Genomic DNA, 21,815 nt, shown 5'->3' on the forward strand with positions numbered 1-21,815 from the left:
GACATGGTTATCTTCGATAAAAGGAAAGATAAAGGCGCCGATGGTCGGGCCGGTAAAGATGGGGCAGTGATCTACAGCGCAAAAGCACTGCAACTGCGATGGATGATCGGCATGGGCGAGAAGGGGAATACATGAGCCTTTTGGGGCTCAACGCCAGCAACGCCATCCTTTTTTATCCCCACACACTGACCGTCAGAAATCGTTCGGGTTCATTGCGAGGGTGGGACGGTGACGGTTTTCTGACTTGCGGTAGGTGCATACGGTCTTGCATAGACGCAATGACGCGATGTAAACGGAGAGCCTGTAGGAGCCAACTTGTTGGCGAGTCATGGGTCTGCGTAAGCAATGATTACGCCTCGCCAACAAGTTGGCTCCTACAAAAAGCCGAGTTTGCCTGCCATTGCAGCAAGCAAACGCGCTTCCGGTTAGCTATTCGGCAGCAAGCGGCAGGTGATGCTCTTGATGTAGCGCGTTTCAGCGATCGCCGGGTGTACCGGGTGATCCGGGCCTTGGCCGCCGCGTTCAAGCAACTGGATGTTGCGATCCAGATGGCGGGCACTGGTCAGCAAGATGTTTTGCAGGTCATCTTCCGGCAAGTGCATCGAGCACGACGCGCTGATCAGGATGCCGTCCTTGCTGAGCAAACGCATGGCTTGCTCGTTCAGGCGACGGTATCCGGCTTCGCCGTTTTTCAGGTCTTTCTTTCGTTTGATGAAGGCTGGAGGGTCGGCAACGATCACGTCGAAACGCTCTTCGCCCGCTTTCAGTTCTTTCAGCGCAGCAAACACGTCGCCTTCAATGCAGGTTAGCTTTTCCGCAAAGCCGTTCAGGGCCGCGTTACGTTCTACACCGTCCAGCGCAAATGCAGAGGCGTCGACGCAGGTCACGTCAGTTGCGCCGAACGCTGCCGCCTGAATGCCCCAGCCGCCGATGTAGCTGTAGAGGTCCAGAACGCGTTTGCCTTTGACGTACGGAGCAATGCGCGCGCGGTTCATGCGGTGGTCGTAGAACCAGCCGGTTTTCTGGCCTTCCATGACCGGCGCTTCGAACTTCACGCCGTTCTCTTCCAGAGCAACCCATTCCGGGACCAGACCGAATGCCGTTTCCACGTAACGGTTCAGGCCTTCTGCATCACGGGCAGCCGAGTCGTTCTTGAACAGAATGCCGCTTGGCTTGAGCACTTGAACCAAAGCTGCAAGCACGTCTTCTTTATGGTTTTCCATGGTGGCGGAAGCCAGCTGGACCACCAGAATGTCGCCGAAGCGATCAACAACCAGACCCGGCAACAAGTCCGAATCGCCGTACACCAGACGGTAGAACGGCTTGTCGAACAGGCGCTCACGCAGAGACAAAGCCACGTTCAGGCGATGCACCAGCAACGACTTGTCCAGCGGCAACTTGACGTCCCGCGACAGCAGGCGGGCGCAGATCAGGTTGTTCGGGCTCATGGCGACGATGCCCAGCGGTTTGCCGCCTGCGGCTTCCAGCACGGCTTGATCACCTGCGGCAAAGCCGTGCAGTGGGGTCGCGGCTACGTCGATTTCGTTGCTGTAGACCCACAAGTGGCCGGCGCGCAGGCGACGGTCGGCGTTGGCTTTGAGGCGCAAGCTAGGCAGGGACATGACGTCGCTCCGGAAAAAAGAGCGGGATTATAGCGCGTCATTTCATTCAGAGGCCGCGATGATGTGAATTAACCGGCTAGTGGTTAGATGGCCCTCTGGAAGTTGCGCAAGGCTTGCGTCTGAAATGAATTTCTACAGAATCATCACGGACGAAAATTGCTTCACATCTCGATATCTTTTAACGGCTTGCGAGAGCTGCCGGTTCAGTAGCGGGTTAATTGACGCCTCTAAAGCGCTTGCCGTATGCGTCGGTGACTGTAAAGCGACAGGTATGAAGGAGTAGAATCCAGATCTGTCCTTGAGTGTTTACCTATGTCCGAAGAGCTTACGTCCGAGCAGATTCAGCAAGTCCTGCAGGGCATCAGTGTGCCTCCGCAACCGCAAATCATGGTGGATTTGCAGATGGAGCAGTACATGCCAGACCCTGATCTTGATGTGATTGCAAAGCTGATTTCTCAGGACCCCGGCCTGTCCGGGGCGTTGCTGAAAATCGTCAACTCGGCTCACTATGGACTTGCCAACAAGATTGCCTCGATCCAGAAGGCGGTCAATCTGTTGGGGATTCGCTCAGTGATCAACCTGATCAATGCGCAGTCGATCAAGGGCGAAATGAGCGACGAAACCATCGTGACGTTGAATCGTTTCTGGGATTCGACTCAGGACGTGGCGATGACCAGCCTGACGCTGGCCAAGCGCATTGGCTCGCAAACGGTGGATGAATCCTACGCGTTGGGTCTGTTCCACGACTGCGGCATTCCGCTGATGCTCAAGCGTTTTCCGGACTATATGGACGTGCTTGAGCAGGCCTATACCAATGCAAGTGCGGAACATCGTGTCGTGGATACCGAGAACGAGAGGTTTGATACAAACCACGCCGTTGTCGGTTATTTCACTGCCAAGTCCTGGCGTTTGCCCGAACATGTCACCAATGCCATCGCCAATCACCACAATGCGCTGGCGATTTTTCAGGACGACTCCAACCGCAATGCTCCGCTGAAAAATCTCTTGGCGGTGCTGAAAATGGCCGAGCACATCTGCGCATCACACAAAGTGCTTGGCAATGAAGATGAAGATCATGAGTGGAACGCCATCGGGCATCTGATTCTCGATTACGTCGGGCTGTCCGACTACGATTTCGAAAACCTCAAAGAGAGCATTCGCGAGCTGTCCGCGCGCTGATCCCGCGCGCAGTTGTGTCGCTTCGCGCATTACCGAGTTACCCATGCCTGAATTACCCGAAGTTGAAACTACCCGCCGGGGCATCGCGCCTCACCTCGAAGGTCAACGGGTCAGCCGCGTCATTGTCCGTGACCGGCGTCTACGCTGGCCGATCCCTGAAGATCTGGATGTGCGCCTTTCAGGCCAGAAGATTGTAGTGGTCGAGCGGCGCGCCAAGTATTTGCTTATTCAGGCCGAAGTGGGGACGTTGATCAGCCACTTGGGTATGTCGGGCAACTTGCGTCTGGTGGAAGCGGGCTTGCCAGCGCTCAAGCATGAACATGTGGATATCGAGCTTGAGTCCGGGCTGGCGCTGCGCTATACCGATCCGCGTCGGTTTGGCGCGATGCTCTGGAGTCTGGACCCGCTCAACCACGAACTATTGATACGCCTCGGGCCTGAGCCGTTGACCGACCTGTTTGATGGTCAGCGCCTGTTCGAGCGTTCGCGGGGCAAGTCCATGGCGGTCAAGCCGTTCATCATGGACAACGCTGTCGTGGTTGGTGTGGGGAATATCTACGCCACCGAAGCCTTGTTTGCCGCCGGTATCGATCCGCGCCGTGAGGCGAAAACCATTTCTCGTGCCCGTTATTTGCGATTGGCGATTGAGATCAAGCGCATCCTGGCAGCCGCCATCGAGCGTGGCGGTACGACACTGCGTGATTTCATTGGTGGCGATGGTCAGCCCGGGTACTTTCAGCAAGAGTTGTTTGCCTACGGGCGTGGCGAGCAGCCCTGCAAGGTCTGTGGCACTACGTTGCGTGAAATCAAGCTGGGGCAGCGGGCGAGTGTGTATTGCCCCAAATGTCAGAAGTAGTCCGGTAATTCCGGTTTTTTGTAGGCACTCACGAGCAACGCGAGGCAGCGATAGCGTTCTGTCTGATGCACCGCCATCGCTGCCTCGCGTTGCTCGTGAGCTCCTACAGGGGCATCGGTTGAATCGGATATTGGTGGGCCCAAAATGATCCGCAATACTGCCTCACTTGCTTAACCGTCATCGCTGTTTATAGTTAACCCAATCCCATCCCGCTGTACGTGAAGGACCATGCCATGAAGCCGTTTCGACTGATCGCCGCCAGCCTGGCTTTGATTTTCGGCATGCAGGCAATGCCTGTATTGGCCAACGAGCCGGTGAATCACGGCAGCGGAGATCCGGTTTACAGCATTCAGAACCCACCGGCCTACGCCATGATCGGCGACTTGTTGATCGCCCGGCCTTTGTTAATCGCCGCCACCATTGTCGGCGCCGGTCTGTTTGTCATTGCCTCTCCATTCGCCGCTGCTGGCGGAAACCTCGGCGCAACTGGCAAAGCATTGGTGGTCGATCCTGGCAAAGCCGCTTTCGTGCGTTGCCTTGGATGTACGGGCGATGGCTACGCCAAACAGGAGTAGGACCTGTCCGCTCAGGGCGCGATTTGTCTGACCTTCGGATCGAAGGTCTCTGACACTCCAAGGCCTCTCGGATCGCTGGCCGCTTCGATACGCTTCCCGGTCTTGTCCCATAGCAACACTTGCTGATTGCCATAGCCGCGGGAAACTTCCTTGAAGTCATAACCACGCGATCGCAGCGCTTTCATATCTTCCTGACTGAACGCTCCCGGCTCGTGCTCGACCACATCCGGCAAGTACTGATGATGGTAACGCGGCACGGCAGGCCACCTGGCAATCGGTTGATCATCCAGATACTCCAGCATCGACAGCAGCACCATGCTCGGGATGCGGCTGCCGCCCGGCGTACCGAATGCAGCGAACTCATCAGGACTTTCCAGAAAGCTTGGGCTCATGCTCGACAGCGGACGTTTGCCTGCCGCAATGGAGTTGGCTTTGCTGCCTGCCAGTCCGTATGCGTTGCTGCCTTGCGGGTCGGCGGCAAAATCATCCATCTCATCGTTCAGCACAACGCCCGTGCCCGGTACGGTGAACGCTGCGCCGAACGGTAAATTGACCGAGAGCGTCGCCGCGACCGCATTGCCGTCAGTGTCCAGCACGGCAAAGTGGGTGGTGTGTTCGCCCTCACGCCAGCGCGGTGAAGGCTCCAGGCTGCTGCTCGGCGTTGCTTTGTGCGGGTCGATGCTGCCCGCCAAGTGCACCAAATACTCACGATCAAGCAGGTGATCAAGGGGATTGGCGACGAAGTCCGGATCGCCCAGCAAACCACGGTCACGATAGGCACGACGCAGGACTTCCAGCACATAGTGGGCGCGTTGGACTTTGTCTGACTGTTGCCACGGCAGTTGCTGCAGCATCGTCAGGCTTTGGGCTAACGCAACGCCACCTGCCGAGGGTGGCGGGGCGCTGATCAGCTCCCGCTGGTCATCCAGGCGAAAGCGCAAAGGTGCGCGCGTCGCGACCTGGTATTGATCCAGATCTTCTGACTTCCAGATGCCTCCTGCTGCTTTTACGCCATTAACCATCGATTGAGCGGTCAGGCCAGCGTAGAAACCATCGCGACCGTTGTTGGCCAGTCGTTTGAGTGTCACGGCCAGGTCCGGCTGCTGGATGATCGTGCCCATCGCCGGGACTTCGCCGTCACGCAGAAACAGCCGAGCACTTTCCGGATCGTCGCGCAGTGCTGAAAGGCGAGCCGTAGCGCGTTGCTGATAAATTCGGTCGACCGGAAAACCTTGATAGGCCAAGCGAATGGCCGGCGCCATGGAGATATTCAGCGGTAGCTTGCCATAGCGCTCTGCCAGCTCGACCAATGCTGCGGGCAGGCCTGGAATGGCAGCGGCCAGCGGTCCGTTCAGGGAAAGGCTGGGTTGAACCTTGCCATCGCGGCGATAGATGTCATAAGTCGCTTTGATCGGGGCTTTTTCTCGCGCATCCAGAAACACATAGCCAGGCTGCGGGCCACTTTGGCGTAGCAGAAAGAACCCGCCGCCGCCCAATCCGGAGCCGTAGGGTTCAACCACGGCGAGTGCAGCGCTGACGGCTACTGCGGCATCGAAAGCGTTGCCGCCCGCCACCATGATTTCCCGACCAGCGGCGCTGGCTTGCGGATGCGGACTGGCGATGGCGGAGTGTGCAGGGCGGGGAAACGGTGTTTCAGCAGCGACAATGGTCTGCGCGGACATGGCGCAGAGCAGCAAAACGCTGGACAGAACGTGCTTGAGGATCATGCCGGGCTCGCTTTGGTCGGCCGACAAGATGAGCTTGATGTCGGCGATTCAACGACGCCGACGGTTCAAGCCTTGCCGGTAATGATCAGGTATTTGCTCATCAGTTCGTCTTTGCTTTCAACGCGGTTTTCATCCAGCGGGATGCAATCCACGGGGCAGACTTGCTGACATTGCGGCTCGTCGTAGTGGCCAACGCATTCAGTGCACAGGCTCGGGTTGATCACGTAGATCTCCTCGCCTTGAGAAATCGCCTCGTTCGGGCACTCGGGTTCGCAGACGTCGCAATTGATGCAATCGTCAGTGATGATCAGGGACATGAAACACTCCTGCCGCGGTCGATGCCGGGGCATATGAAATCCAATGCGGCGAATTGTGCCGCATTAGTCGTTTCGTTGCACCCGGACGTTGCCGTAAAACTCAGCGTTTGAAGCGTTCAGTCAGCGCTTCAGCGACAGCCGGATGGACGAACTTGGTGATATCCCCGCCCAATGCCGCGATTTCACGGACCAGCGTCGAGGAAATGAACGAATACCGTTCGGATGGCGTAAGGAACAGACTTTCGACGTCCGGTGCCAGTTGGCGGTTCATGTTGGCCAGCTGGAACTCGTATTCGAAGTCAGAAACGGCACGCAGGCCTCGCAGAAACACGTTCGCGTTCTGTTCTTTGGCAAAGTGCGCAAGCAGCGTCGAAAAACCTACCACTTCGACATTCGGCAGGTGTTTAGTGACCTCCCGGGCCAGCTCCACGCGCTGTTCCAGAGGGAAAAGCGGGTTTTTCTTCGGGCTGGCGGCAACGGCGATGATCACATGATCGAACAGGCGCGATGCGCGCTCGACCAGATCGCCGTGGCCCTTGGTAATAGGGTCGAAGGTGCCTGGATACAACACTCGGTTCATCGCGTCGTCCTGGTCGGAGTCCTTTGGGGAGTCGGATGGTAGCGCAGCATTCCCGGTGGGCCAAGTCGGAGTGCTGAAGGCTAAGGTCGTATTGCTATCAAAATTGAGTGTTAAAGCGGTGTATCCCGTATTTCTGCGGGAGTCCGCGCTATTGCGCGCCAAGCGGTAGATTTGCAGGAACTGCCCGGTGTCGATGGCACCCCGCTGTTTCGCGGCAAACATAGGACCTGTGGAGCTGCATTTCAATCCAGTGGTTTGCATGGGGATGCGTTCTGTAGGAGCGCACGAGTACCGCGAGGCCGCGATAGCGATGTATCAGGTATAACGCCATCGCTGCCTCGCGTTGCTCGTGAGCTCCTGCAGTGCGGTGTCGATTCGTATGCACTAGACAGATCCCCGCCATCACCGAATAAACAGCTTGTAAACCAGCCTCTGAATCGCTTTCCCGTAAGGTGGATAGATCAGCCTCGCAGCGTTAAAGCGCTGCTTGATCAACACGCTCTTGGCTTTACTGAACGTCATGAAGCCTTCATGCCCGTGGTAATGCCCCATGCCTGAAGGGCCGATGCCGCCGAACGGTAAATCGTCCTGAGCGACATGCAACAGGGTGTCATTCAGGCACACGCCGCCGGAATGGGTCTGTTCCAGCACACGCTGCTGTTCGGCTTTGTCGTAGCCGAAGTAATACAAGGCCAGTGGGCGAGGGCGCTGGTTAACGTAGGCGAGCGCCTGGTCAATTCGTGAGTAGGGCACGATAGGCAGCAGCGGGCCGAAGATCTCGTCCTGCATCACCAACATGTCGTCGCTGACGTTAAGCAGCAGGCTGAACGGCATGCGTCGATCCTGCCCGCTTTCGTAGAGGTTAATAACCTTCGCGCCTTTTTCAGTCGCGTCGGTCAGATAGTGGTTGAGGCGAGCGAGCTGGTGTTGATTGATGATTGCCGTGTAATCAGGATTGTCAGCCAGCGCGGGATAAAACCCGAGCACGGCGGACCTGTAAGCGTCGACGAACTCCTCAACGCGATCCTCCGGCACCAACACGTAATCAGGCGCGACGCAGGTTTGCCCGGCGTTGAGCGTCTTGCCAAAAGCGATGCGCTCGGCCGCGTCCTTGAGCGGCACATCATGGGAAACAATGGCCGGAGACTTGCCGCCCAGCTCCAGCGTGACCGGCGTGAGGTTTTCCGCTGCGGCACGCATCACGTGCTTGCCAACGCTGGTTGCGCCGGTAAACAGCAAGTGGTCGAACGGCAGCTTTGAAAACGCAATGCCTACGTCGGCTTCGCCCAGCACCACCGCTACCAGATCCTCCGGGAACACCCGAGCGAACAGACGCTTGAGCAGTTCGCCGGTGGCGGGTGTTGATTCGCTGAGTTTGAGCATCACCCGGTTACCCGCCGCCAACGCTCCAATCATCGGCCCGATGGCCAGAAACAGCGGGTAATTCCAAGGCACGATAACGCCAACTACGCCCAATGGTTGATACACCACCTTGGCCGATGCGGGCTGGAAAGCGATGCCTACTTTTCGTCTTGAAGGCTTCATCCATTTTTTCAGGTGTTTACGGGCGTCCTTGATGCCAAACAGGCTAGGCATCATTTCGGCCAGCAGCGTCTCATCGGCGCTGCGATGGCTGAAGTCACTGCTGATTGCCTCGATCAAAGCCTGTTGCTCGGTGCACAGCAGGTCATGCAGGCTGGCAAGCCATTGCAGGCGCTGCCCTGCGGTGGGCATCGAGTTGGCGGAAAAGGCTTTACGCTGCTCGGCAAACACCCGCTCAAGTTCGCTTGGCGGTTGTGAAAGGTCCGGTAACCAGGCGAGTTCGGCGGGCATGTGGGCAATTCCTTTTGGAGTTATCCGCTGGTTTTAGAGTTGTTGCTCTATAAAGTCAAATTCCGCGGTGGACTGCAGTGTTTTTCAGGCCGGATGACCATAGGCAAGTAGTGTCAGCGATTCAGGGCAGCCTCCGATCAAAAAGATTCAACTAATTGATTTGGAGTGCTTTTCTATAGGAGCTCACGAGCACCGCGAGGCAGCGATAGCGACCTTTCTGATACACCGCTATCGCGGCCTCGCGGTGCTCGTGCGCTCCTACAGGCTTTGTTTGCTGCGCAACAGCGCTGTGTCATGCCCTATAGGCATACACCAGCACTTCACGCCCCGGCTACATTTGTCTCCCCGGAAGCGGTATCTTTGCCGGTCTAGCGCAGCCGTCCGGAAACACTCATGTCGAAACCATCAGATGGCGGTCCTTCGGGATCTACCATCCCATCCCCGCCCAAAGGCGCGAGCCTGACGCTGATTGATGTCGCCAAGGTGGCGGGCGTTTCGCCCATGACGGTTTCCCGGGCGTTGCATCGGCCTGAGCTGGTCAGCGAGAAGACCCGCGACAAGGTGCGCGAAGCAGTGCGCGCGACGGGTTATGTGTCGAACATGTTGGCCGGTGGGCTGGCCAGCAACAAAAGCCGATTGGTGGCGATTTTCCTGCCGACGATTGCCAACTCGATCTTTGCCGATACGGTTCAGGCGCTGATGGATTCCCTGACCAAAGCGGGTTATCAGACGCTGTTGGGGTTGACTGGCTACTCCGCCGAGCAAGAAGAAACATTGCTTGAGGCGGTTCTGGGGCGGCGGCCAGACGGCATTGTGCTCACCGGCACGCTGCACACCGAAGCTAGCCGGATACGGCTGGCCCAGGCCGGCATTCCTGTCGTGGAAGCCTGGGACTTGAGTGAGGCGCCTATCGACATGCTGGTAGGGTTTTCCCATGAGGCGGTGGGCGAGGCGGTGGCGCGGCATCTGTTGGACAAAAATTACCGGCGCTTCTCTGTCGTCACCATCAGCGATCCTCGAGGCATGCGTCGCTGCAAAAGTCTGTTGGCCGAGCTGGAGCGCCATGGCGTTCATGATGTACCGGTTGAAGTGCTTGCGCCGCCCGCCACGCTGGAGATCGGTCGAGAAGGTCTGCGCCGCCTGCTGGATCAGCAAGAACGCCCTGAAATTGTGATCTGCAGCTCGGACACCATCGCTCAGGGTGTATTGGCAGAAGCGGCTAGCCGAGGCCTGCGCGTCCCGGAGGATCTGGCGGTGATGGGCTTCGGTGATTTGAGCAGCGCAGCGCAGGTCTATCCAGCACTGTCGACGGTCAAGGTTGATGGCTCTCGTATTGGTCAAATGGCCGCTCAGGCACTTCTGGAACGCTTTAACTGTCCCGCTGGCGCCGAAGATCCCTTGCGGATCGATACCGGTTTTACCCTCATCGACCGCGCCACCACCTGAGTCAATTGCCCGAAGTTGATGAGTGGCGCTGTTGAATGATTGCGCAATCATAGTAGTATCGCTCCAAGGCCTCCCGTCGTATCTCAGGCGTGGAGCTTTTTTTGATCCTTAAATGATTGCGCAATCATTCGTTGAGCTATCTCTACGTGATTTAAGTCGCGAACCCTTTTTTCGAGCTGAACTCAGGAAGCACTTATGCAAATCCAACAAGAAAACATCAAGTCCTCCGATCACGACCAGATTGCCTGGGTGAAGGTCTCATCGGTATTCCTGCCGTTGGCCAATCCGATCAGCGATGCCAAGGTGCTGACCGGTCGGCAGAAACCCATGACTGAAATCGCCATGCTGTTTGTGGAAATCGAAACGGTCGACGGCCACAGTGGCTTGGGCTTCAGTTACTCCAAGCGCGCCGGTGGCCCCGGCCAGTTTGCTCACGCTCAGGAAATCGCTCCGGCGCTCATCGGTGAGAACCCGAGCGATATCGCCAAGTTATGGACCAAACTCTGCTGGGCGGGCGCTTCGGTGGGTCGCAGCGGTATGTCGACTCAAGCCATTGGCGCTTTCGATGTAGCGTTGTGGGACCTGAAAGCCAAACGCGCCAACCTTTCCCTGGCTCGCTTGCTGGGTGCGCAGCGTGATTCGGTGCGCTGCTACAACACTTCTGGCGGCTTCCTGCATACCCCGCTGGATCAGTTGATGAAGAACACTGATTTGTCGCGGGAGAAGGGCATCGGCGGTATCAAACTGAAAGTCGGTCAGCCGGACTGGGCGGTGGATATCGAGCGCGTCAGCACCATTCGTAGACACCTTGGGGATAACTTCCCGCTGATGGTCGATGCCAATCAGCAATGGGATCGCCCTACGGCCCAGCGCATGTGCCGCAAGTTCGAAGAGTACAACCTGATCTGGATCGAAGAGCCACTCGATTGCTATGACGCTGAAGGCCATGCGGCGCTGGCTCAGCAATTCGATACGCCAATCGCTACCGGAGAAATGCTCACCAGCGTGGCCGAGCATGCGGAGTTCATCAAATTGCGTGGCGCCGACTTCCTGATGCCGGACGCGCCACGTGTAGGCGGTATTACGCCTTATCTAAAGGTAGCGGCCATGGCAGAACAGGCCGGGTTGATGCTGGCACCGCACTTCGCCATGGAGCTGCATGTTCACCTGGCAGCGGCTTACCCGACCGAGCCATGGGTCGAGCATTTCGAGTGGCTGGAGCCGTTGTTCAATGAGCGTCTGGAAACCCGCGATGGTCGCATGCTGGTACCGACGCGTCCGGGATTGGGCTTGACGCTAAGCGAGCAGGTCAAACCCTGGACGGCGCAACAGGTTGAAGTGGGCAAGCGCCCTTGAGGCTTGTGATGTCCGGGGCCGATTGGTTGACCCGGACATCACGCTTTATCGTTCGCTTGCGTTAAGATCGCTCGATACCAATAAAACCCGAGCGATCAAGTGTGAGCCTGACCCCGCGTATCAAAACCCGTGAACGGATCGTGCTGAACAGTCTGGAGCTGTTTAACCAGCAGGGCGAACGCAGCGTCAGCACTAATCACATCGCGGCGCATCTGGAGATGTCGCCGGGTAATCTGTATTACCACTTCCCCAACAAGCAGGCGATCATCGCCGAACTGTTCACCGAGTATGAAACCCTGGTGAACACCTTCCTGCGCCCGCCCAAAGGTCGCCTGCCTAGCGTTGAAGACAAGCGTTTTTACTTGTTGGAGATCCTCGACGGGATGTGGCGCTATCGCTTCCTGCATCGTGATCTGGAGCATCTGCTCGATTGCGACCCCGAACTGGCCGCGCGTTATCGACGCTTTTCCCAGCATTGTCTGATTCAGGCCATGGCCATTTATGGTGGGTTTGTTGAGGCTGGCATCCTGCAAATGAACAAAGTGCAGATTGAATCGCTGACGCTCAACACCTGGATCATCCTGACGTCCTGGGTACGTTTTCTCTGCACCACACGGGAAAACAGCACACACCTGAGTGAAGATGCCATTCGCCGTGGCGTTTATCAGGTTCTGATGCTTGAGTCAGGCTATGTAACCCCGCAGGCGCAGCAGGAAGTGAACGCGCTGTGCGAAGAATTTTATGTTCCGTTGCATCAAGCGCTGGCAAATGGAGTCTGAACATCGTCAGCGGCAACGGTCAGAGAAGATGCTGAACCTTTCAATTGTCTACAGGAGCTCGTCATGTCCATCGCGCAACTGATCAGCCCGCAGCAGTTGGCAGATCGCCAGCGGCAGCCGGGGCTGGTGATTCTCGATTGTCGTTTTGCTCTCGAAGATACCTCCTACGGCCAGCGCAGCTATGCCGACGGGCACATCGACGGCTCGTCCTTTGCCGATCTGGAGCGTGATCTCAGCGGCCCGATCAGCAGAGGGAAAACCGGTCGCCATCCTTTGCCGGACCCGCAGAAGCTGGTTGAGCGTTTGCAGTATTGGGGCATCAACGCCGACAGCGATGTCGTGCTTTATGACGATGGTCCGGGCGTCTACGCCGCTCGGGCGTGGTGGTTGCTGGCCTGGTTGGGTAAGCGCGACGGCGTGTTCATTCTCGATGGTGGGCTAAAGGCCTGGCACGCGGCGGGTTTGCCGTTGAGTCTTGATCCGCCTGGCAAGGAACCCGGGAATTTCACCGGTCAGCCGGATGACTCGCTGGTGCTGACCGCGGAGCAATTGCAGGCGCGTCTTGGCGAACCATCGCTGACCTTGATTGATGCCCGCGCCGAAGCTCGCTTTCGCGGTGAAGTGGAGCCCATTGACCCGGTTGCCGGACACATTCCTGGCGCGCAATGTGCGGCATTCAACGAAAATCTCGGCCCGGACGGACGCCTTTTACCGGCTGAGCAACTCAAGCAGCGCTTCACTGAAAAGCTTCAGGGCCGCCCGCCAGAAAGCCTGGTCGCTTATTGCGGGTCTGGCGTGACGGCGTGTCACAACCTGTTTGCGTTGTGTCTGGCGGGGTATCCGCTGGGGGCGTTGTACGCGGGGTCGTGGAGTGAGTGGATTACCGATCCGGGGCGAGAGGTTGCGACGGGGGCTTGAGCGTAATCTCCTCCAGTTGAGATGAGCTGCCTCTGTGTCCAGGGCATCGCGCTGTATCGCGGCAAATATTTGCCCTGTAGGAGCTGCCGAAGGCTGCGATCCTCGGTGTTTCAGACAGAAAGCTTTCGCAGCCTTCGGCAGCTCCTACAGGACATGTGGTTAATGTAATAAAACTAAACCACTGCCCCATGCGCACTCGTCAGCCACAGCGGAATCCGCCGTTCCAGGTAATACCCGGGATTTTTCAGCGATCCATCGACGAACCCTACGTGCCCGCCTTTTTCCTGTAGCTCGAATTCTGTGCTGGCAGACAGCTCCTCAGGTTCTGGCAGGCTGTGCTTGAACACGAACGGATCGTCTGCCGCCTGGATAATCAGTGTCGGCGTACGGATGTCTCCCAGGTAATAGCGGCTGGACGCGCGCCGGTAGTAATCCTTGGCATCAGCGAAGCCGTGCAGCGGCGCGGTTATCCGGCCATCGAAATCCCAAAACGTGCGCATGTTTTCCAGCGAGCCCAATGCTGACAACTCAGCAAGCCCTTCGCTGATCCCTTCGTCCTTGAAGTGACGCTGTTTGTCTTTGATATAGGTGACCATCTCGCGCATGAAATGCCGTTGGTAGACCCTGGAAAAGCCCATGCCGATACGGTCAGCGCATTCATCCAGCCGGAACGGCACAGACACCGCCACTGCGCCTTGCAGGTCGCTGTTCACGCCTGATTCACCCAGATATTTGAGCAGTACGTTGCCGCCCAGCGAGTAACCGACAGCGTACAGCGGTGCCAATGGACGCTTGGCCCTGAGGTGGGCAATGACTGACGCGAGATCTTCGCTGGCGCCGGAGTGATAGCTGCGCGACAGCAGATTCGGCTCGCCGGAACAACCTCGCCAGTTGAGCGCGACACTGGCCCAGCCTTCCTGAACGATCGCCTGTTGCAAGCCGACCACATAAGGGGAGTTCGATGAACCGGTCAGGCCGTGCAGCACCAGCACAAGAGGCGTGTTCAGCTCATGCGGGCCAAACCAGTCAAGATCGAGAAAGTCCCCATCGGCCAGCCAGACGCGCTCGCGTTGCCGTTCGATGGATATTTTCCTTCGCCATAGCGGCCCCCATAACGTTTGCAGATGGGGATTGCCCAGCCCGGATGCGGGAACGAAGCGGTTAGCAAAGGAGGATTTAGCAGGGCGTGTGAGCACGGTCGTCCTCTCTCGGCAGATTGTGATTGTGTATCAGGCGTACGTTGCCACAAGTGATAGGCGCGGTGAGCAGATTTTTTGCTCAGCGGTATGGGCGAGGGATAGGTGGGGGGTAGTTGGGTCTAGCTCTATTCCCATGCATTGCAATGCCGTGAGTTCGACACCGCTCCCACAGAATCGGCGCAATGTCGTGGGACCGGCTTTAGCCGGGAAGAGGCCCTTACAGCCGACACATATGCAGTGTCAGGAATGGAGCCTTCCCGGCTAAAGCCGGTCCCACGTCGTTAACATCAGATGGCGAGCAAATATTGAATCCCGCCCAGGCGAAGCCTTACCAGCGTTGGATCAGATTCACCCACGCTGCCAAAGCGCGTAATACACCTGCCCGGCTTTCTTCTCCCGGTGCAGACGCCAGCTACCCGGCAAGCCGGTGGTCGATGGCGGGGTTTCGCTTTCGGTGTAGATCCAGGCGTTGTCCGCCAACCAGCCGTGGGATTCCAGCAGCGCGCAGGCCGAGGCCAGCAGATTCTGGTGGAACGGCGGGTCGAGGAACACCACGTCGAATGGCTCGGCGGTCTGGGTTTCCAGATGGCGCAGCGAGTCGGCCTGTGTGACCTGGCCAGTGGTGCAGTTCAACATGCTCAGGTTCTGGCGCAGGCTCGCGATGGCTGCGGCACTGTTGTCCAGCGCCAGGCCCTTGCTGGCGCCACGGGACAGCGCTTCGAAAAACAGCGCGCCGCTGCCGGTGAAGACATCCAGCACCTTGGCACCAGCGATATCCATCGCCAGCCAGTTGAACAGCGTTTCGCGGACACGATCCGGCGTCGGGCGCAGGCCGGGGGCGTCAGGGAACGTCAGTTTGCGACTGCCCCATTCGCCACCAATGATGCGCAGTTGGCCCAAGCCGTTATGGCCCTTCGGGCGTGGATTGGCCATTAATGCTCCGGGACCCCAAGAGGGCGTTCAGCAGGTTTGTCGGTGGGCGGCGGCAGCGGCTTCTGCGCTACGGTCGGCCCGGCGGTGACGATGACCATCTTGTCAGCGCTCAAGTGCTTGTTCATCACCTCTTTGACTTGCTCGACTGTCACGCTTTGCGATTGGGTCATGAAGTCTTCGAGGAACGTCAGCGGCAAGTCGTAGAAACCGATAGCGCCCAGTTGCGCGACGATGGACGAGTTACTGGCGGCGGTCAGCGGGAAGCTACCGGCCAGTTCACGCTTGGCGTCGTCCAGTTCTTTTTGGGTCGGGCCATTGGCAAGGAAATCGCGAACGATGTCCTGCACCAGCTTCAGGGTGTTTTCGCTCAGTTCTGCACGTGTCTGCAGGCCGATCATGAACGGACCTTGAGTCTGCATTGGCGTGAAGCCCGATGACACTCCGTAAGTCAGGCCGCGTTTTTCACGGACTTCAGTCATCAAGCGGCTGCCGAAGCCGCCACCGCCGAGTACCGAGTTGCCCAACGACAGCGCTGCGTAGTCCGGGTCGTTACGCTTGATGCCCAGTTGCGCGAGCATCAGGTGGGTCTGCTTGGAAGGAAACTCGATGTGGGTTTCGCCAGCCTTGGGTTCGGCAGGGGTTGGCAGCTTGGCCAATGCCGGGCCTTTAGGCAACGATGCCGAGACTTGCGCAGCGACTGCCTGAGCTTCGTCGCGGGACAGATCTCCGACCAGCGCAATTACCGCGTTGCCAGCTGCATAAGCCTTGGCGTGAAACGCTTTGAGCTGTGCGAGGGTGATCGGTTTGATGGACTCGGCAGTGCCTTCGCTCGGATGACCGTAAGGATGTTTGCCGTAAAGGCGCTTGAACAGCTCTTCGCCTGCCAGCGAACCTGGATTCTGCTTCTTGTACTCGAAGCTGGCCAGCAGCTGGTTCTTGATACGCGTCAGCGAGTCGGCAGGGAAGGTCGGCTTGCCCACGACTTCTGAGAACAACTTCAGCGCAGGCTCGCGCTTGTCCGTTGCGCTCAGGCTGCGAATCGAAGCCACTGCCATGTCGCGATAAGCACCGTTGCTGAAATCCGCGCCAAGGCCTTCAAAGCCTTGAGCGATTGCGGTCACGTCCTTGCCTTTCACGCCTTCGTTGAGCATGGCGTTGGTCAGCACGGCAATGCCCGGCAGGTTTTGATCCTGACTGCTGCCCGCTGCGAAGGTCAGGCGCATATCAAACATCGGTAGCTCGTGAGCTTCGACGAACAGGACTTTAGCGCCTTCGGCGGTTTGCCAGGTCTGAATGTCCAGCGAGCGGCGCGCCGGAGCCTTGCCGTCGAGTTCTTTCAAGGACTCCAGAGCAGGGCGGGCGGGCGCGGCGTTGCTGGCAGCTTCTTCAGCCAGCGCCGATTGTGTAGCGAAAACACTGAGGCTGGTGGTCAACAGCAGGCCAAACAGCATTTTACGTGGGCCGTTGCGCTCACTCATTTTGCTTTCTCCTCAGGCAGAACGTGCGCAACGCTGAGGCGCTCACGGGTGAAGTAGGTGCTGGCGGCTTTCTGAATGTCTGCCGGAGTCACGCTTTGCAGAGCGGCCAGTTCCTCGTCGATCAACTTCCACGACAGGCCCACGGTTTCCAGTTCGCCAATGGTGCTGGCCTGACTCGTGATCGAGTCGCGCTCATAAACCAGGCTCGCAATCACCTGAGCACGTACGCGTTCCAGCTCTTCGTTGGTTGGCGGCTTGGTCTTCAGCTCGTCGAGCAAACGCCAGATACCGGCTTCAACGTCAGCGAGGGTTTTCTTCTTCTGGGTGTTGGGCGTGGCGCTGATCATGAACAGGCTGTCGCCGCGGGCGAAAGCGTCGTAGTTCGAACCCGCACCGGAAACCAGCTCTTCGCCACGCTCCAGACGCGTCGGGATGCGTGCGCTGTACCCGCCATCCAGCAAGGCCGCGATCAGGCGCAGCGCGTTGACCGAGCGCGGGTCCTCGGCGGTCGCCAGACTTGGTACGTTAAAGCCATACATCAGGCTTGGCAGTTGAGTCTGTACATGCAGGGTGATGCGACGCTCGCCAGGTTCGGCCAGCTCCAGTGGTTTTTTCGAAGGTGGTACGTCACGGCGCGCAATCGGGCCGAAGAAGCGTTCAGCCAGGGCTTTGACTTCGTCGGGCTTGACGTCTCCCACTACAACCAGTGTGGCGTTGTTGGGTACGTACCAGGACTGATACCAGTGGCGCAGTTCCTCGACCTTCATGCGGTCAAGGTCAGCCATCCAGCCAATGGTTGGCGTGTGATAACCGCTGGCCGGGTAAGCCATGGCCTTGAAGCGCTCGTAGGCTTTCGATGTCGGTTTGTCATCGGTACGCAGACGGCGTTCTTCCTTGATCACTTCGATCTCGCGGCTGAACTCGTCGGCAGGTAGCGTCAGGCTGGCCATGCGATCGGCTTCCAGCTCGAACGCCACCGCCAGGCGATCACGCGCCAATACCTGGTAGTAGGCGGTGTAGTCGTCACTGGTGAAAGCGTTTTCTTCAGCGCCCAGATCCCGCAGGATGAGCGAAGCTTCGCCGGGGCCGGTTTTGGAGCTGCCTTTGAACATCATGTGTTCAAGGGCGTGTGACAAACCGGTCTGGCCCGGGGTCTCGTAACTGGACCCCACTTTGTACCAGACCTGCGACACCACAACCGGTGCGCGGTGATCTTCGCGGACGATGACCTTCAGGCCATTGGCGAGGGTGAATTCATGGGTAGGTTGCGGGTCGGCGGCCATTGCACCGAATGGCAGACAAATTGTGCCGAACAGCAGGCCTGCGGCACGGCGGGCTAGAGCATTCATTCGTAATTTGAACCTGTAAGACGGCCCGTTTGAACTTAGCGTCCACGGGCGCGGGGGTGTTAGGATAGCGGCCTGTGTGCTCTGCGACCATGACAAAGATGCAGGAACGCTCGGGTCGGAGATCGGCAAAGACCTCTGTAGGAGTGAGCTTGCTCGCGATCCAGTGCGCAGCGCTGGCATAAAGGATTTGAATTCAAATCAGCCAGAAGGCTGTTCCAGCCTTATCGCGAGCAAGCTCACTCCTACAGGAAACTTCGGATTATGCTCAGCGAGCAGATGAACAAGCAGACTGAAATGCAGTCTGTTTCGCATACCAGAATTTTTCAGAGGCGCCGCTCTGGCGCGTCGCTACCTTGAGATAGCCGTCCTCCATGTTTGGTTCCAACGACGACAAGAAGACCCCAGCCCCGGCTGGCGAGAAGAAAGGCCTGTTCGGATGGCTGCGCAAGAAGCCGCAGGAAACCGCTGCCGAACAGCCACAAGACTTATCTACAGCAGCGCCGGAGCCAGTGATTGAATCGGCTCCGTTGACGGCTGAGTCGCAGCCTGCTCCGGCATTGACGCCCGAGCCTGCGCACGAAATCGCTGTTGAACCTGTCGTGGAACAGGTTCAACCGGGCGAGCCTACGCCAGAGCCGTGGCTCACCTTGCCGGTCGCTGAAGAGCCGGTGGCGCTGGTCAATGAGTACGAGCTGCACGTCACGCCGCCGATTGCGCCTGTTGCTGCTCCGGTTGAGCCAGAGCCCGAATTGGCACGTATTGACGTGCCGATTGCCGAGCCGGAATCGACCATCACTCCAGAGCCAGAGCCAGAGCCAGAGCCGCAACCTGAGCCGGTTGTTCCGCCAGTGGTTGCTGCCATGGCGCCTGCGGCTGCTGCAGCCGTTGCACCGATCATCGAAACCCCGGCAGCACCTGCTGCTCAGCCTGAAGCGACCAAAGCCGGTTTCTTTGCCCGCCTCAAACAAGGTTTGTCCAAGACCAGCGCCAGCATCGGCGAAGGTATGGCCAGCCTGTTTCTGGGCAAGAAGGCCATCGACGATGATCTGCTCGAGGAAATCGAGACGCGTCTGCTGACCGCCGACGTCGGCGTCGAGGCAACGGGTGTCATCATTCAGAGCTTGACGCAAAAGGTTGCGCGCAAGCAGCTCACCGATGCGCAGGCGTTGTACACCTCGCTGCAAGGCGAACTGGCGACGATGCTCAAACCGGTCGAACAGCCGCTGATCATCGACGCTTCGCGCAAGCCCTTTGTGATCCTGGTCGTCGGCGTCAACGGCGCAGGCAAAACCACGACGATTGGCAAGCTGGCGAAGAAGCTGCAACTGGAAGGCAAGAAAGTCATGCTGGCTGCCGGTGATACCTTCCGTGCCGCTGCCGTCGAGCAATTGCAGGTTTGGGGTGAGCGCAACAAGATTCCGGTCATCGCGCAGCACACTGGCGCGGACTCCGCCTCGGTGATCTTCGACGCCGTGCAGGCCGCCAAGGCGCGAGGTATCGACGTGTTGATCGCTGATACCGCCGGTCGTCTGCAAACCAAAGACAACCTGATGGAAGAGTTGAAGAAGGTTCGCCGGGTGATCGGCAAGCTGGACGCGGACGCGCCTCACGAGGTTCTGCTGGTGCTGGACGCCGGTACCGGGCAGAACGCGATCAGTCAGGCCAAGCATTTCCACCAGGCTGTCTCGTTGACCGGCCTGGCACTGACCAAGCTGGACGGTACGGCCAAAGGCGGCGTGATCTTTGCGCTCGCCAAACAATTCGACCTGCCTATCCGCTACATCGGCGTGGGTGAAGGCATCGATGATCTACGTACCTTTGAAGCCGAGCCGTTTGTTCAGGCCCTGTTTGCGGAGCGCGAGCGCACATGATTCGTTTCGAACAGGTCGGTAAACGCTATCCGAACGGACACGTCGGCTTGCATGAGCTGAGCTTTCGAGTGCGTCGTGGCGAATTTCTGTTCGTGACCGGGCACTCCGGCGCGGGCAAAAGCACTTTGCTGCGCCTGCTGCTGGCCATGGAGCGCCCGACCACCGGCAAACTTCTGCTGGCGGGGCAGGACCTCGGTCAGATCAGCAATGCACAGATCCCGTTCCTGCGTCGGCAGATCGGCGTTGTGTTCCAGAACCACCAGTTGCTGTTTGATCGCACGGTGTTCAACAACGTCGCTTTGCCGCTGCAAATTCTTGGGTTGTCCAAGCTGGAAGTCACCAAGCGTGTGGATTCCGCTTTGGAGCGCGTAGCACTGTCGGACAAAGCCGAGCTGTACCCCGGCGATTTGTCTACCGGTCAGCAACAACGGGTCGGCATTGCTCGCGCCATCGTCCATCGCCCTGCTTTGCTGCTGGCGGATGAGCCCACCGGTAACCTCGATCCACGCCTCGCAGCAGAGATCATGGGAGTGTTCGAAGACATCAATCGCTTGGGCACCAGTGTGCTGATTGCCAGTCACGATCTGGCGCTGATTGCGCGTATGCGTCACCGAATGCTCACGCTGCAACGCGGTCGCCTCATCGGTGACGGGGAGGCTGGGGTATGAGTGCTACACGTTCCCCTAAAGTTTCCGAGCGCGTATCGCCGAAAGCCGCTGATCCTGCTCCGAAAAAGTCAAAAAACAGCCATGACGATGACGGCCCGGATTTCGGTACGCTGTTCAACGCCTGGCTGGAAGCGCACCGCTCAAGCTTGATCGACAGCTTGCGGCGCCTGGGCAAGCAACCAATCGGCAGCTTTTTCACCTGTCTGGTGATGGCGATTGCTTTGAGTCTGCCCATGGGCTTGTCGTTGTTGCTTAACAACGTAGAGCGGTTGGGTGGTTCCTGGCAGCGCGCTGCGCAGATTTCGATTTACCTGAAGCTGGATACCAGTGCCAGCCAAGGCGAAAAATTACGTAACGAAATTCGTCTGATGCCGGGTGTAGCCGAAGCTGAATACATCAGTCGCGAGCAGGCGCTGGCCGAGTTCCAGCAGCAGTCAGGCCTGGGCGAGGCCCTCAAGGAATTGCCGGAAAACCCATTGCCGGGCGTTGTGCTGGTCACTCCTGATGAGGTGGACAAGCCTGCGCTAGAGGCCTTGCGTACTCAGCTTGCAGGCATGCCAAACGTCGAGCAGGCTCAGCTGGACCTGGTCTGGGTTGAGCGTCTGGCGGCGATTCTCAAGTTGGGCGACCGCTTTGTTTTTGGTCTCACTGTGCTGCTGGTTGCGGCGTTGCTGCTGGTGATTGGTAACACCATTCGTCTGCACATCGAGAACCGTCGCACTGAGATCGAAGTCATTAAACTGGTAGGCGGCACCGATAGTTATGTACGGCGTCCTTTCCTTTATATGGGCGCACTGTATGGCCTTGGGGCAGGATTTCTGTCTTGGGGCGTGTTGGCCTTCGGGCTCGACTGGCTCAACGATGCGGTAATCGGTCTTGCCGGATTGTATGGAAGTGATTTTTCTCTGGCTGGCGTTCCGGCGTCCGATGGTCTATCACTCTTGCTTGGAGCGGTGTTGTTAGGGTATATCGGTGCCTGGATTGCAGTAGCACGCCATTTGAGAGAGCTGGCACCTCGGTAAATTTTTCTTCATGTATTGACTTTTTCATACAGGGAACTTGTTTAGCGGTTCCTGGGTCAATTTCGCAGTGCTGAACTGCACGAGTCATGTGACGGAGGTAACATTTC

General features: G+C 58.2%; 20 protein-coding genes. 11 read left to right on the forward strand and 9 right to left on the reverse strand.

The features are described 5' to 3' along the window. Positions 1 to 3 precede the first annotated feature (3 nt). On the forward strand, positions 4 to 135 hold the full coding sequence (locus AUC60_RS28280; protein WP_274521394.1) for a hypothetical protein: 132 nt from the start codon (positions 4 to 6) through the stop codon (positions 133 to 135). A 290-nt stretch (positions 136 to 425) separates the two neighbouring features. Here the strand turns inward: AUC60_RS28280 and AUC60_RS14335 are convergent, their stop codons facing one another. Continuing rightward, positions 426 to 1,622, reverse strand: a complete 1,197-nt coding sequence (locus tag AUC60_RS14335) for a class I SAM-dependent rRNA methyltransferase (protein ID WP_087268451.1) — start codon at positions 1,620 to 1,622, stop codon at positions 426 to 428. A gap of 366 nt (positions 1,623 to 1,988) precedes the next feature. Here AUC60_RS14335 and AUC60_RS14340 point away from each other — a divergent pair, with 366 nt between their 5' ends. The 3 genes from AUC60_RS14340 (at position 1,989) to AUC60_RS14350 (ending at position 4,232) form a co-directional block, all read left to right on the forward strand. Continuing rightward, a complete protein-coding gene (locus tag AUC60_RS14340; protein ID WP_167384356.1) occupies positions 1,989 to 2,801 on the forward strand; it encodes an HDOD domain-containing protein in 813 nt (270 codons plus the stop codon). 43 nt (positions 2,802 to 2,844) lie between these two features. Then, complete coding sequence (mutM, locus tag AUC60_RS14345) at positions 2,845 to 3,657, forward strand: bifunctional DNA-formamidopyrimidine glycosylase/DNA-(apurinic or apyrimidinic site) lyase (RefSeq protein WP_087268457.1); 813 nt, start codon at positions 2,845 to 2,847, stop codon at positions 3,655 to 3,657. Between the two features lie 233 nt (positions 3,658 to 3,890). After that, positions 3,891 to 4,232: a multidrug transporter gene (locus AUC60_RS14350; protein ID WP_087268460.1), complete on the forward strand. Its 342-nt coding sequence runs from the start codon at positions 3,891 to 3,893 to the stop codon at positions 4,230 to 4,232. Positions 4,233 to 4,243: 11 nt separating this feature from the next. On the opposite strand, the gene ggt is transcribed toward AUC60_RS14350, so the two are convergent. The 4 genes from ggt to AUC60_RS14370 form a co-directional block, all read right to left on the reverse strand. Continuing rightward, positions 4,244 to 5,959, reverse strand: coding sequence for a gamma-glutamyltransferase (gene ggt, locus AUC60_RS14355; RefSeq protein ID WP_087268463.1), 1,716 nt, complete (start codon positions 5,957 to 5,959; stop codon positions 4,244 to 4,246). Between the two features lie 65 nt (positions 5,960 to 6,024). Beyond that, entirely contained in the window at positions 6,025 to 6,276 is a 252-nt protein-coding gene (locus tag AUC60_RS14360) for a YfhL family 4Fe-4S dicluster ferredoxin (RefSeq protein WP_087268466.1), read from the reverse strand. 100 nt (positions 6,277 to 6,376) lie between these two features. Then, positions 6,377 to 6,856 carry a pantetheine-phosphate adenylyltransferase gene (gene coaD, locus AUC60_RS14365; RefSeq protein ID WP_087268469.1) on the reverse strand — a complete coding sequence of 160 codons (480 nt, stop codon included), beginning with the start codon at positions 6,854 to 6,856 and terminating at the stop codon, positions 6,377 to 6,379. A 402-nt stretch (positions 6,857 to 7,258) separates the two neighbouring features. Next, positions 7,259 to 8,689 (reverse strand): coniferyl aldehyde dehydrogenase, encoded by a 1,431-nt coding sequence (locus tag AUC60_RS14370; RefSeq protein ID WP_087268472.1) that lies wholly within the window; start codon positions 8,687 to 8,689, stop codon positions 7,259 to 7,261. Between the two features lie 393 nt (positions 8,690 to 9,082). On the opposite strand from AUC60_RS14370, the gene AUC60_RS14375 reads away from it, so the two are divergent. From AUC60_RS14375 to AUC60_RS14390, 4 genes are all read left to right on the forward strand, one after another. Then, complete coding sequence (locus AUC60_RS14375) at positions 9,083 to 10,135, forward strand: LacI family DNA-binding transcriptional regulator (RefSeq protein WP_087268475.1); 1,053 nt, start codon at positions 9,083 to 9,085, stop codon at positions 10,133 to 10,135. Between the two features lie 195 nt (positions 10,136 to 10,330). Further along, positions 10,331 to 11,491, forward strand: a complete 1,161-nt coding sequence (locus tag AUC60_RS14380; RefSeq protein ID WP_087268477.1) for an L-talarate/galactarate dehydratase — start codon at positions 10,331 to 10,333, stop codon at positions 11,489 to 11,491. Between the two features lie 107 nt (positions 11,492 to 11,598). Then, complete coding sequence (locus tag AUC60_RS14385) at positions 11,599 to 12,270, forward strand: TetR/AcrR family transcriptional regulator (RefSeq protein ID WP_087268779.1); 672 nt, start codon at positions 11,599 to 11,601, stop codon at positions 12,268 to 12,270. 63 nt (positions 12,271 to 12,333) lie between these two features. Further along, positions 12,334 to 13,188, forward strand: a complete 855-nt coding sequence (locus tag AUC60_RS14390) for a sulfurtransferase (protein WP_087268480.1) — start codon at positions 12,334 to 12,336, stop codon at positions 13,186 to 13,188. A gap of 173 nt (positions 13,189 to 13,361) precedes the next feature. Here the strand turns inward: AUC60_RS14390 and AUC60_RS14395 are convergent, their stop codons facing one another. From AUC60_RS14395 to AUC60_RS14410, 4 genes are all read right to left on the reverse strand, one after another. Continuing rightward, positions 13,362 to 14,384, reverse strand: a complete 1,023-nt coding sequence (locus AUC60_RS14395) for a hydrolase (protein WP_087268483.1) — start codon at positions 14,382 to 14,384, stop codon at positions 13,362 to 13,364. Between the two features lie 351 nt (positions 14,385 to 14,735). Continuing rightward, on the reverse strand, positions 14,736 to 15,320 hold the full coding sequence (rsmD, locus tag AUC60_RS14400; protein WP_087268486.1) for a 16S rRNA (guanine(966)-N(2))-methyltransferase RsmD: 585 nt from the start codon (positions 15,318 to 15,320) through the stop codon (positions 14,736 to 14,738). After that, positions 15,320 to 16,798 (reverse strand): M16 family metallopeptidase, encoded by a 1,479-nt coding sequence (locus tag AUC60_RS14405; RefSeq protein WP_087268489.1) that lies wholly within the window; start codon positions 16,796 to 16,798, stop codon positions 15,320 to 15,322. Before AUC60_RS14405 ends, rsmD begins: the two co-directional genes overlap by 1 nt. Then, entirely contained in the window at positions 16,795 to 18,147 is a 1,353-nt protein-coding gene (locus AUC60_RS14410) for a M16 family metallopeptidase (RefSeq protein ID WP_087268492.1), read from the reverse strand. The genes AUC60_RS14405 and AUC60_RS14410 overlap by 4 nt, the downstream gene beginning before the upstream one ends. Positions 18,148 to 18,518: 371 nt before the next feature. On the opposite strand from AUC60_RS14410, the gene ftsY reads away from it, so the two are divergent. From ftsY to ftsX, 3 genes are read left to right on the forward strand one after another with little or no spacing between them, the layout of a single operon-like run. Next, a complete protein-coding gene (ftsY, locus tag AUC60_RS14415) occupies positions 18,519 to 20,018 on the forward strand; it encodes a signal recognition particle-docking protein FtsY (protein WP_087268495.1) in 1,500 nt (499 codons plus the stop codon). Then, complete coding sequence (ftsE, locus tag AUC60_RS14420) at positions 20,015 to 20,686, forward strand: cell division ATP-binding protein FtsE (RefSeq protein ID WP_027899698.1); 672 nt, start codon at positions 20,015 to 20,017, stop codon at positions 20,684 to 20,686. The genes ftsY and ftsE overlap by 4 nt, the downstream gene beginning before the upstream one ends. Further along, positions 20,683 to 21,708, forward strand: coding sequence for a permease-like cell division protein FtsX (ftsX, locus tag AUC60_RS14425; RefSeq protein WP_087268498.1), 1,026 nt, complete (start codon positions 20,683 to 20,685; stop codon positions 21,706 to 21,708). Before ftsE ends, ftsX begins: the two co-directional genes overlap by 4 nt. Positions 21,709 to 21,815: the final 107 nt, after the last annotated feature.

The sequence above is a fragment of the Pseudomonas caspiana genome (assembly GCF_002158995.1).
GTDB lineage: Bacteria > Pseudomonadota > Gammaproteobacteria > Pseudomonadales > Pseudomonadaceae > Aquipseudomonas > Aquipseudomonas caspiana.